The organism is Candidatus Manganitrophus noduliformans (genome assembly GCF_012184425.1).
GTDB lineage: Bacteria > Nitrospirota > Nitrospiria > SBBL01 > Manganitrophaceae > Manganitrophus > Manganitrophus noduliformans.
The window spans coordinates 1-12,298 of the sequence record NZ_VTOW01000009.1 but is presented as its reverse complement, the minus strand read 5'-3'; the positions used below and the strand labels follow the sequence as shown (position 1 = coordinate 12,298).

8 protein-coding genes are annotated in these 12,298 nt (G+C 47.9%); 3 read left to right on the top strand and 5 right to left on the bottom strand.

Annotated features, from left to right (window positions below; all coding sequences use genetic code 11):
• Positions 1-54 precede the first annotated feature (54 nt).
• The 5 genes from MNODULE_RS23155 to scpB form a co-directional block, all read right to left on the bottom strand.
• Positions 55-1,263, bottom strand: coding sequence for an OmpP1/FadL family transporter (locus tag MNODULE_RS23155; RefSeq protein ID WP_168063576.1), 1,209 nt, complete (start codon positions 1,261-1,263; stop codon positions 55-57).
• A 710-nt stretch (positions 1,264-1,973) separates the two neighbouring features.
• Positions 1,974-2,810 (bottom strand): replication initiator protein A, encoded by an 837-nt coding sequence (locus MNODULE_RS23150; RefSeq protein WP_168063575.1) that lies wholly within the window; start codon positions 2,808-2,810, stop codon positions 1,974-1,976.
• Between the two features lie 702 nt (positions 2,811-3,512).
• Positions 3,513-4,457, bottom strand: coding sequence for a ParB/RepB/Spo0J family partition protein (locus MNODULE_RS23145; RefSeq protein WP_168063574.1), 945 nt, complete (start codon positions 4,455-4,457; stop codon positions 3,513-3,515).
• On the bottom strand, positions 4,447-5,475 hold the full coding sequence (locus MNODULE_RS23140; RefSeq protein WP_168063573.1) for an AAA family ATPase: 1,029 nt from the start codon (positions 5,473-5,475) through the stop codon (positions 4,447-4,449). The genes MNODULE_RS23145 and MNODULE_RS23140 overlap by 11 nt, the downstream gene beginning before the upstream one ends.
• A gap of 1,819 nt (positions 5,476-7,294) precedes the next feature.
• Positions 7,295-7,798, bottom strand: a complete 504-nt coding sequence (gene scpB, locus MNODULE_RS23135) for an SMC-Scp complex subunit ScpB (RefSeq protein ID WP_168063572.1) — start codon at positions 7,796-7,798, stop codon at positions 7,295-7,297.
• Between the two features lie 650 nt (positions 7,799-8,448).
• Between scpB and MNODULE_RS23125 the strand changes: the two genes are divergently transcribed.
• The 3 genes from MNODULE_RS23125 (at position 8,449) to MNODULE_RS23115 (ending at position 12,155) form a co-directional block, all read left to right on the top strand.
• Complete coding sequence (locus MNODULE_RS23125; RefSeq protein WP_168063570.1) at positions 8,449-9,498, top strand: tyrosine-type recombinase/integrase; 1,050 nt, start codon at positions 8,449-8,451, stop codon at positions 9,496-9,498.
• 884 nt (positions 9,499-10,382) lie between these two features.
• The gene (locus tag MNODULE_RS23120; RefSeq protein ID WP_168063569.1) at positions 10,383-10,853 is read left to right on the top strand and encodes a hypothetical protein; all 471 of its coding nucleotides are present in this window, start codon (positions 10,383-10,385) and stop codon (positions 10,851-10,853) included.
• Positions 10,854-11,219: 366 nt separating this feature from the next.
• Positions 11,220-12,155, top strand: coding sequence for a P-loop NTPase family protein (locus MNODULE_RS23115; RefSeq protein ID WP_168063568.1), 936 nt, complete (start codon positions 11,220-11,222; stop codon positions 12,153-12,155).
• Positions 12,156-12,298: the final 143 nt, after the last annotated feature.

Here is a 12,298-nt window from a genome sequence, read left to right as displayed (position 1 = left end):
TTCCTATCTAGGAAATCACCCGCAATTTAGCACAGCCATAATGGATTCTCAAGATTAGAATGCATATGTAACTGAAAACCCAACGGCGTCTGCATTGGCTTCGTATTTACCTTGATGTGTTGGAAATCCAGGTAAGGCATTGTCAACACGGCGTTCCTTGCTGTAAATCCGAGCAAGGTAGAGATCCGCGCTCCATTGATTCCGTCGAAATCCTAGACCGGCCGTAACAATATGTTTATCGAGTTCAGGAAAAATAGGATTTATTGTCGATTGAGGCACTGCTGAAGGGTCATGAATATATCCCAGACGGAGAGCGAATGATTCATGAAAATCATATTGAGCCCCCAGACGGAGTGTCCAAGTGTCATGCCAGTCGAAAGGAACGCTGATATTCTGTACGGCAAGCGTTTGGATTTCAAAATCGATCTCCTGGTCATTAAATGAATTCCAATTCGTCCACTGGAGGTCGGCCTCAAGTGTTACGTTTTGCAATGATCGGTTGGCAACTCCAATTGTGACGATCTGGGGAAATTTTTGCTTTGTGCTAATGTCTCCATTCGGGAAGAAGGGACTCAGGGTTTCTGGGATCTTAAAATCAGCTTTTCCCTCTAATCTGACGGAGGTCGGACTCTTATACACTACTCCTAAAAGCCACCGGTCAAAGATGGCTTTAATCCCGACTGTACCACCGATCCCAAATCCATCAGCCTCCAAATTAGCCGAGCCATCTGCTGGGAATCCCAACGTCATGAGGTTAATTTGGTTGGCTTGTTGTATTTTGACATATGATCCCACGACACTTATACCGGCAAAGACATTGTCACGAATTCTAAAGGAAATAGCAGGCGCTAGGTTTAACTGTAGGAGGTCTGACGAGACTACAAAGTACCTTCCTTCCCAGTTTCTCGGATACTCTATTTTATTACCGTTCGCAGAGTAAAATCCAATACCAATTCCGCCGAACGCTACTTCCTTCGTTGCAAAAAAATGAGTCGGATAGATCGGCCCAGTGTCTGCTTCTGTTTTCCTTCCGCTTAATTCGCCAGCGAACGTTACATCGGCAAAAAGAAAGGATGATCCGACTCTGATCTGAGTACCTGGAATGTTCGCTGTCCCCGCAGGATTATAAAAAATGGCGGACGGAGAATCTACCTGCGCCGCGACAGCACTTCCTTGCGCCTGTTCCTCGGCACCGTACTCATAAACAGTAAAACCAGATGCAAGTATCTGATTTGGAAAAACGAAACTCGACCAAAATAACATGCATAGTCCGGTAATAAATCCAAACTTCCGAGTTGCAACAGATATGGATATAATCCTTCCACTGATGTCAAAGATCGCTGATTTAAAACCTCTTATTCCCTCCAGAACACTTCGGAAGATCCACAACTCGACTATTGTGCAGTAAGATCGGAATATCATGTCATTCCTCCTTTTGGTATCTGGCTCTTGCTTTACAGATGTACCCACCAGTAGCCACGGCATTGTCATTAATATATTTCAGCAGCAAGGATTGTACCAACTCGGTATGGCAAAGTCACGGACTTTGGAAACCTTCGAGATCATTAAATATATCAATTGGTTCTCATTAGTCAGCCGTAAACCCAACAAATAATAATGACGCAAGCCGATTGAAGACCACTGTCGTCGAAGCGCGACATGTTGTAGCGGAATAGCGACAATGTGTCGCAGATCTGCGACAGTTCGCTGTCTCAGAAGATTATCTCTTTGCTGGTATGGCATAAGTTTGATAAATGAAGCCCAACCGGCTCAGAAGGTAGAAGATCTCAAGATACTGACACGCTGTCCATTAGCATGGTAAGAAGGCAAGACGCTACAGTTAGGAAAAGCTGAGCTGATGATATTTGGGGGAACTGAACTGATCCATACTCATGGCAGTGGGAGGGATCGATCCTCGGTGAAAGTAATCCGGGAAGACGGGAAATTAATCAACGGTAAAATCGGGGGGACAGTCAATCATAGATTGGTATATCGGCTTCATCCGCAAATCTTTTTATCTTCGTCGTGAATAAAGCGATTTTCGATTGAACCTGACCGTGTTGTTCTTCCTCCCGAACTTCGGAAAGGGCTCTATAAATAATATTGCGTGGCAATTTCTCACATATGCGGCGATAGAATTTTTCTGAGCGATGCTCCACACCAATATTTCTGACGATGTCTTCGAAGATCGATTCAGCCAACGCCTTAACTTCCGGATCAATGTCTTCCTTGCCCTTGACGCGAACGATCAGCGCCTCGCCCTTGCTCCCGACCGATTTTCGAAATGAATAGTCGACTAAGTATCCTCTCTCTTTAAGGAGATTGAGGCCTGGAAGAATACACTGCCGAATTTTTGAAGGAGGGCGCTTGGTGAGTGGAATTATTTTACCCAGTTCGATCAGGTCAAATGTTACGGTCGGCGATGTGTAGCTTCTCTTATCAAAGAGGGAATACAGGCGCTTCGGAATGGGATCACCCAGGGACCAGTAAAAACCAAAATCGAACGGCTTGATGTAATGTCCCTTTAAGCTTTCAATGTAATATTTGGAGAATTTGACCTGGCAGGTGCAATTATTTGTCCGGCTCTCATCGCCGAGTTGATAGAATCGGACGTTGTCGATGTATGAGAAGACATCATCGACATAAACATTTTTCCCCTTCAGATAGAAAGACTGCTTCGAGTGAATGTTAGTTGTTTTCATCCGCTCGAGGGCTTTGCGAATACGCTGCCAGGTCCAGCCGCCATGGCCAAGTCCGAGGATCTCTGCGATCTGGTAAAGCGAGAATTTAATGATCCCCGTCTCAATCACGGTTTGAAAACCGATGTCGTAGACGATCTTATCGAGGGCCCTTTTGACATCGGCTTCGAACGATCCGGGAAGGTGGTCGCCGTGCTCAGCTCGAACGATCCACTCCTGCCGGAAAGTCTCCCCTTGCCTGTTCTGGACCGTCCGGACGAAGATAATCTCGTGTTGATCTTTGAGGTTCTTCGTTGAGGGAATGAAATACGGGAATTCTTCGAGGTTACACTCGACCTTTCCCTTTTCTTCCTTCGGGTTTATCAAATCCATATTCGCTCGTGTCCTAATTATAAAAAGCTATTAGATTATGTATATTATCTAATTATAGGAGCGAGAACATTTGTAATAACAATAAGTTACGAGACCGTTCTTCCTTTCAACTACCGGGGACCTTCCTCTGCGCTACCCTACCCTTTCCTTCCGACTACCCGATTTCTTCCTTTCAACCACGCTTCCTCTTCCTTTCGACTCCTGTAGCATTCCTTTCAGCTACCCCATCATTTTATATACGGCATAATGCCCAAAAAACCGGCTTCTAACCCGACCAAACGATCCGATTCCATGGCAAAACTGATCAAATGGGGCGAAAAGCTTCCTTTCAGCTACCCTGTTCTTCCTTCTTACTACCCTACTTTTATCTTGCAACCTTGCTGTGCTTCCTCTGAACTACCCTTCGATGCTCTTCGACAAGGTCGAAGGTAGCGGCGCAGCCTACGCCTCCGTCTTGTTCTTCGCGAGCGCCTCCAATTTGTGAATCGTCTGTTTCAGTGTCCCGATCAAAGCTTGAAGCTCCGGCTTTCTCATGGTGGGGCGGACACGGACCTCCAGATCAAACCAGTCGGACTGCTTCTCTTTTAAAGCGATATTGTTTGACCTCTGTGTGGGGAAGAAATTCGTCGTTACGAAATGGCGCGTCTGCTGAACCGACCAACTCTCCGCCTTTACTCGTTCGAGAATTGTTCGTTGTTCGACGATTGGAGCCCTCATGACCGCGTGTAGATGCCCCTCGGTCAGATGGTCGTAATGATCCAGATAATACCCGATGGCTTCCTCATGAAGACGTTCGAGAAGTCGAAGGGTCTTAACGATGTTTGTACGGTGAAGACCCAATTCACTTGCCATCGCCGATTGACTTGGATAGATTTTCTGCTTGAGGAGCTCTTTGAAGCCGAGAGCCTTCTCAACGATGTTCAATTGTTCCCGGATTAGATTCTCGATAATAGATAGTTTGAAAGCTTCCGTAGGAGTCGTCTCCCGAACGATCGCTTTAATCGATTCGTGGTTCAGACTTTTACATGCGCGCCATCGACGCTCGCCGGCGATGATGCAGAATCCGCCTGCTTCATCCGGTCGCACGAGTATTGGCTCCAGAAGGTCGACTTCGGCGATTGAGCGGGCGAGATCCGAGATCGCCTTCTGACTAAAGGTGCGTCTGGGTTGTTTGGGATCCGGCCGGATTTGATCGATCTTGATAACCTGAACGAAGGAGTTGGCGGTTCCCGTTTGGGAAGAAGATCCTGCTTTCTGATCCGCAGGCGGATCAACGCCTACTGTCCAGGGCCGGACGGGCTGTTTTTTTCTTTCGAGGCTTTGCCATCCAGGACCTTCAGCCGTTTTCGTTTTAAAATCTGGTGGGTCTTTGGAATTACGCTTCATTGACGCCCTCCGTCCCCTTCTCGCCTGTCAGCTCGCGGGATAATGCCAATATATCTCTTGCGCCATTGCTCTGCGGCGCAAAAGTAAATACAGGTTTCATGTTCTTTGCTGACTCGGCCAAAGCGGTGCTCAGACGGATAACAGTCTTGAAGAGTTGAGAGGCAAACTCGCCGGTCTTGAGCTTGCCCAGCGATTCTTGGCAGAGGTTGTTCCGGATATCGAAATGGTTGGCCAAGAGCCGGATCGTCGGAAGTTTAAACCCGGTATCGCGGAATGTTTCAGTTAGTGAGTCGAACGTATCGTAAAGGAGCGAGAGGGAATGGTGCGAGAGAAAGTCCGTAAGCATCGGGGCGACTATCTCGTCAGCGGCAAAGATCGCGTTGAGATTGAGGAAGTTGATATTCGGGGGAGCGTCTAAAATGATGAAATCGTACTTCGCCCGAAGCGGCATAATGAGGTTCCGCAGGCGGTGGAGTTTCCTTTCGGGATCTTTCTCGGCGATTAAGAAAAGATCGATCGCAGCGGTATCAAGGGAGGAGGGTATCAGATGAAGCGTTGGAGAGAGCTCAACGAGGATGTCATCGAGGGTCGCGGCGTCGTCCCCTTCCCCGTACAGCAGGTTGTAAAGGGTCTTTAGATTTTCTTGATCGGCGAATGGGATCCCGAAGCATGTCGTCAGGTGGGACTGCCCATCAAGGTCAATTGCCAAAACACGATAACCTGCCCGGGAGAGCGCTCCGCACAAATTGAAGCTAACGGTTGTCTTGCCGACCCCGCCTTTGAGAAGCCAGAAGAGGATGGTTGTCGGCTCACGCTTCGGAAGCGGTCTAAACTTTTTCCTCGCCTCCAGTATGTGATCGATGTTGTATCTTCGTCGGGTTGAGTTGCCCCATTGGATTGTGTTCGGACTGAGGCCGGCCTTTTCCCATTTGATAGCGGTACTTTGCGATACGCCCAACACTTCGGAAAATTCCGGGCGGGACATAACGTAATTATGACTCTCTTTTCGATCGATCATGGCAGTTACCCTGTGTGTAGGTAAAAGAATTGTATAACACGTTCTACCTACATATCAGAAGATCAGGCATTAGTCAACGGAATTAATATAGACATGGGATAATCATATATGTGCAATTACATCTGCTGTGATGGCAATAACTGTACGGGAAGGTGTTCTAGGTGTAAACAAGATCGGTTTACATTCTTTTCTGTTAGAGGAAGGAGTGTGGGACGTTCCACAGGTATTCTCAAGCCGACACTATCCAAGGTGTCCACGTGTGCTCCAAGACTGTGTTCCTCAGAACAACGGTGTGGGACGTCCCACACCTTCGCGCTTTATTCTAATATCAAGTCACTGATGACAAGATTCGAGGATCTTTACGAGGCCCGGAATGCGGCGCCCGTGTCCCGGCAGCGGTTCAAATAACCGGCGGGTGTGGGACGTCCCACAGGTATTGAAGCAGCTGTGATGAAGAGGAGGGAATGTTCTGTTCGATCGGGGGAAATTGAGAGCAACCTCTAAAGAACACCATCTGTCCAGTGCAGAAAAAAACACCGCCGGGCATTTCGCTTATTATCGTTATGAACCTTCCAAACGGGGTTGGCTTTCTGCGCCGATCTATTTGGAACGGGCGCACGGCCGGTTTTACTGACGGCCCTGACTCATTCTCTAACATTTATTAATCAGGCCGTCTCGAGTAGATCATTTGTTTCGAATGCGAGGGTCGGCTCACTAACAGGATCAAGGCGTCCAAAATACTGAGGACGATAGTAGTCGAATGCTGGGTGTGGGACGTCCCACACCTCGGTTGCTGAATCGGGAACGTGGAACCCGGGATGGGGAATAGCGGCGAGACGCTTCAGGATGTTATAACTCCTGAAGTGGTCAGCTTCGGCATTCTTCCTTGCGATGCCAACTTTATCAGGGTACGGATATTTTAGTGTGTCTTTGTCCAGAAGAGTTGGTGGTCTGAGAGAATCAGTATCCCAGTCCATAAATAATTGGGTGCGCGTCTTACTCTGAATTACTATGACGGGTTAGAGTTAATATTCGGAAGATCGCTCATCGGTGATTGGGTCCTTTTTGTCGGGATCCACGAGATGTTGGAATAACGGAACCATCAAAGTGTCGGGCTGATCTGCAACTTATACAGTAAAAAATAAATCTCCCCAGGCTAGAACAACGAATCGAGTTCTGTCCCCCTGCTTGTCTTGTAGGAGCTGCTCGCGAGAAGGGCAGGGTGTGGGACGTCCCACACCCTGCCGGCTACAAAAGTATTTGCGATTGAGTCGAGCAAGATAATCCAAATCTCTCTGACTAATCTTCTGAGATATTATCTGTGTAGTGCCGGAATGAGATGATCCGTCCGAAAAATTCTCTTAATATTTCTGAAACTCACTTGAAGTTATCGATGATGTCTAGCATGATCCGTCCTGATGGGATAGGGGAGTTCGTCAGATCCTTTTCAGGATACGGATCGATCTCTCATATTAGGGTCCGTCACCAGAGAGGCTATTGATGGGAAGTACTTCGGACCTCCCGGAAGGGTAAAGAGTAAGAGCCTCTGGACTGCAATTTTAATTACTGTGTCCAAGCACTATCACATAGATGAGTCTATGTACTTACATTATATTTCTGTGATGACTTCTCATACTATTTTTGTTCGAGTTTGATACTCGTGGATTAAAAATTTTGATTGAGCAAGACATAGCCAAGATCGACAACAAAGGCAATTTTTTCCGGAGAGAGAGGCAATCTGGTACTCACCTGAAGCAGGAGTTTCTGAAGTGTTCGATCGAAGAGAATTCCCCCCGACGAAAAACTCATCCCAGGAGAATTAAAATCGGTTTTTTTGATGGGTAATAGCAGGAAGGTCGCCCAGGTTCTTTAGGTGAAGTAGCTGGAGAAATCGATCAGTCGTGCACCAAAGAAAAGCGCCTGAGATATCACCGACGATATGAATCAAATTATACGACCGGAGCGTCTCCAAGACGCTCTCGCAGTCGACACCACGGATCTCTTCGATCGCCGTTCGGGTGATGGGCTGCCTGTAAGCGATAATTGCCAGAGTCAGTCGAGCCTCTTCGGACAGCCGTATCGGCGTCATTTTTCGAAGGCGCTGGATCCACTTCGAATAAGGGGCTTGTGTCATCACTTGATAGCCGCCGGCAACCTCCACCAGTTGCAGCCCGCGGTTCTCATATTCTTTCGTGAGTCTCGCAATCGTCGCATCAAGGTCTTCGACCTCCTGCGCAGTCTCCAGCTGCAGGATTTCGATCATCTGCGCCTTTGAGATCGGCTCAGACGAGATAAAAAGGAGATTCTCGAGAATCTTATCCATTCAACCTACCCGGACCAAAGTATCTCTTAACGATCACGTCGTCTTCGGATTCTTTGGTGAGCGAGGCCTCTCGCCGGACCAAACTCCATGCGGCCGGAGGGAGCGATCGCTTAATCGCCGCAAGCAGGAGTTGGTTCTCGGCCGTCAAACTGATTGTGGGCACCGTTGAAGGCGGGGAGTGAACGGCACCCTTCCCAACGATTAAGATTCGGTATACAGATGGCGATCCCTCCTGACCTGGTTTCACGACTTTGATCCATCCTTTATCGAGAAGTTCCCTCACGGCAGAACGGATTGTGTTTCGGCTTTTAATTCCGGTCCAAGCAGCAAGGTCGGCGTGGGAAGCGATCACCTCATCATCAACTGTGTGTACCCAAAGCTGGATGAGGGTACTTTGAGCGGTCGGTTTGAGGGTTGAGAGTAGGGGAGAGATCTGGTCGATGGAAGGCATTGGCGGCTCCGAACGGAATCTTTTCAGATTTCCTTTTCGATCGGTCAAAATTTGACCCACTCACTCTATCCCGGTTCCGGATGAAAATCAAGGCTTTATTGCCTATAAGAAGCCTTCCACGCAATAAAACTTCTTGACCTATAGGGCGCACTGATATATCGTAACCCGGAGAATTGAGCTCTCTTCGGGGGTTAAAAACTTGAAAGAGGATCAAAAGAGCCCGAACGGAAGCCTTGCGACGGCCGATGGGTCCGATTCCGAGCCGGAAAACTTATCCTCCGGCCGACGCCTTCCTCTCAAGGGACAGGATTTGAGCTCCTATATTAATGTGTGGCTCATCGAAAAAGAGGGACAGTTCTTCAAATCGACCCTCATCACCTACCGAAACGCCATCTCTGACTTTCTCTCCTATTGGAACCAGCAAAAACGGCCAGGATTTGATTCCCTCTTTATCCGGCAGTATGAACGGGAACTGACCCGCTTTCGCAAACTCGCACCGGCCACCGTTCAGAGAAACCTCTCGGCACTTCGATCGTTCTGCTCCTGGGCGGTGGAAGGGGGGATGCTTCTGGCCAACCCCGCTCTCCAGGTGAAGCTGCCGAAACTCTCCAGACAATATAGAAGAGATACTCTGAGCGATGAGGAGACGGATCGGCTGCTCGAGACGGTGAGGATGGTGAAGGACCTGGGGGAGCTTCGGGATCATCTGTTAGTGTCGCTCGCGGTCCGGGTGGGGGTGCGGGAGATTGAGATGCACCGGGCTGATGTCGGGGATTACTCCAGAGGCGGCAAGATCGGGATTCTCTATCTTCAGCGCAAAGGGCGAAAAGCAAAAGATCGAACGGTGGTGCTGGTGGAGGACCTGGCGGATACGATGGATCTTTATCTTCAACTTTCTGGGAAGAAGAAGGCGGTTGATCCTCTCTTTTTCTCCGAGCGGCCCGATCGGAAGGGGAGCCGGCTTTCCGTACGGGGGATACAATCGATTCTCACGTCATATATGAGGGAGGCGGGGATTAATCGGCCCCGGGTCAGCCCTCATTCGATGAGGCATTTCGCGGCGACAAATGCTTTACAAAACGGGGCACATCTGAAGGATGTTCAGGACATGATGGGGCATTCGACGATTGCAACAACTGAGAATTATATTCATCTGAGCCGGAGGCTCACTGATGGAGCGGAGCATCGGGTGCAGGTCGAAAGAAGGGCGAATCTGTCTGCCCTGCTAAATGGAGCCCGGCAAGAATGAATCCGATTGATCCAGCCCTTCAGAAAAACGTCATGGAAAATATGTTAAAGATGCCGAATCTTGTCGTCTTCGAATTGAAAGTAAATAACGAATTTTTGGCAAACGGGTATCGGGGGAGTGATCCGTGCCCCCTGGGGTAAAGGAGGCTGAAGCGTGACTACTGCCGGCCTGAAAAGTAGGTCTTAATCTATGGGTGTTTAGCAGGGAAATTGACTCTGTACGGTTCAGTCATGCCGGCCATGACTTTCATTTTCTTTGGTCTGCCCGGCGAGTTTTGAGAATCTTAATCCTAAAAGTGATTTGACTGCCATAGCGATTGAGGGTATCTCACCATTTGAGAGCGGAGATGGTCCACCAGGCAAGGAAGGCCTGCTAGTAATCGACACCGCAGAATAATACGGTGGCGAGAAATTTGAAAATGCCAATCGTATTAATTACTGTCAGCTTAAACACTCTATAACTTCCTGGGATAAGCCATGGACTGCTTCCGATTTAATGCCGATAGACCGCAAAGGAAAATACACCGGAACTATACAAAGATTTGCACAGTGGTATTTTTGTCCATGGCTGTTTCTGGCATTTGCACCGTGGGTGCCGGGACGAAACAGTACCTAAAACAAGAATGTCCTACTGGCAAGAAAAGCTCTACAAGAACAGGGAGCGGGATGCTCGCCATTTCCGTTCAATACGCCGCAGGGGGTGGAAAGTGCTGAGGCTGTGGGAATGCGACGTTGAGTTGAGACCAGAGAAGGTCAGATTTAAATTACAAAGGCTGCTTGAAATCTAGAATGGGATTGTAAGCAATTCTTATGTATTCCGAAAAGGTATTTCATAACAATATCTTTATATATCCATATGGCAGGAATCATTGTGTGGGAAATTGAGTGAAAGCAATGAAAGAGAATATCTACTGTGCCCACTGGGAAGGGCCCTATGAATGGGATTCCTACAGGGAACATCAGGTAACCGAGCACGTTCTCTACGCGATTTACGGTTCTCACCACCTTTACGGCCGGGATGTGCTGCTCTATATAGGGAAAACATCCTCAGGGATTAAAAGCAGGATGAGAGAACATGACCGATGGGTTGCCGATGAATATGACACCATGAAGGTGAGGTTCGCGTCGGTCGGTATATTCATCGATTGGGACGATTGGAATGACGGAGAACGCTATCCTAAAGCCAGCCCCCCTATCGTAAATGCAATCGAAGCCCTTCTTATTTATGCGCATCAACCTGCCTACAATTCTCAAAGTTTGAGCAGTTTTCCTACGGCAAGGGGCTTCCGGATTTTGAACACCGGCCGGTTGGGGCATTTACTTCCTGAAGTTAGTTATCTTTATTACGAACTTTAGTTATCCTGATTTTAAAGAGTTGCTTAATTGATCTTAAAAAGGCATCAAGCGATGATGCCTTTCCCGCAACTGCCCTATGACAAAGTACTCGAATGTGTATTCAAAAAGGAAATTCTTAGGTTCCCGGTTGAGAAGAAAACACCTATTATCTGGGGATTAAAGCCAGTTAACAGGCAAACGTTCTTAATGAAGGAAGCGGCTCGTGATCTCCGAATGTATTGATCATGCAGCTTATCATAGCATCCAGGTGCAATCGTACGCCTGTCACACCAGCTACTGACCATGTAAGATCATATAATTATAAGGGACGACCTAATCTGACCATACTTTAACCTCCTAACACTTCATACAGACCGGAAATAAACTGTGAGCCAACCTGTAACTACATTTCGGATTTTCATTGCATCGCCCAGCGACTGCAACGTTGAACGAAAAACCGTGCGCCAAATTATTAATCAAGACCCGACTATCCGCACTCTCAAAAGAGAGTTAAACATTGCCCTTGATGATTTGGGTTGCGAGGACTTGTTGTCGGATTTAGGACGTCCTCAATCAATTATCAATGCGGCCATTGAAAAATTCGACCCGCATTGGATTGTGTTTATTTTCTGGCACCGCTTCGGCACAGATGCTGGAATGGGTATGACAGGAACCGAAGAGGAGTGGAACCTCGCAAGAAAGATGAATGAGCAAAAGAGCGGGCGTCCCACTGTAAGCCTCTACTTTAATAGGGCAACACCCGCCACCTATATCGTTGATCCTGATCAACAAAGTGCATTAGCGAACTTCCGGAGTCGAATTTTTTCTGAATATCAAGCCCTGGCTTCAGAGTTTAACGGAACCTCGGAATTTGAACAGCTTTTTAGGGCGCATCTTACTAAAAGAGTCTTTGCTTTGACAAATGGTCAGCTGGCCTTACCCAAGCATCTGACAGAGAGATTCCTAACTGCCTCACGGGGTCTTCTTACTTGGCAGAGAGCTCTTGGAAGTGGACATGAGATTGCGCGGCCAGAGTTAGATGAATTGTTAGAACGTATTTCCGGTTCGGAACAGTCCAGCACACTCATATTAGGAGGTCCTGGGGCAGGAAAATCCTCTCTACTGTCTGCCGGGGCGCATGCCCTTATAGAGAAGGGAATGTCGGTGTTGGCGATTAAAGCCGATATGTTAGGAGCGGGGATCAATACATTCGAGGATTTGAGTAAATGGCTTCATATCAATGTCGATTTGCGAGATGCCATCCGGATCTTGGCGTCGGAGGAAAAGGTAGTCATCATTTGCAAGTACTACGATTTAATCTGACAATATGGTAAGGTCTTTGGATCTCATCCCGAGAGTGGGAGAAAGGAGTCAAGGACATGAGTAAGGATCAAAAGATCATCAAGACGAAGGTGGGATTACTGGAGCTGGCCAAGCAGTTAGGGAATGTCTCACAGGCCTGTAAG

Excerpts from the sequence above, each read along its gene's own strand:
- MNODULE_RS23145 (WP_168063574.1), bottom strand. The coding sequence starts at position 4,457 with ATGAAGCGTAATTCCAAAGACCCACCAGATTTTAAAACGAAAACGGCT.
- scpB (WP_168063572.1), bottom strand. The coding sequence starts at position 7,798 with ATGGATAAGATTCTCGAGAATCTCCTTTTTATCTCGTCTGAGCCGATC.
- MNODULE_RS23140 (WP_168063573.1), bottom strand. The coding sequence starts at position 5,475 with ATGATCGATCGAAAAGAGAGTCATAATTACGTTATGTCCCGCCCGGAA.
- MNODULE_RS23155 (WP_168063576.1), bottom strand. The coding sequence starts at position 1,263 with ATGTTATTTTGGTCGAGTTTCGTTTTTCCAAATCAGATACTTGCATCT.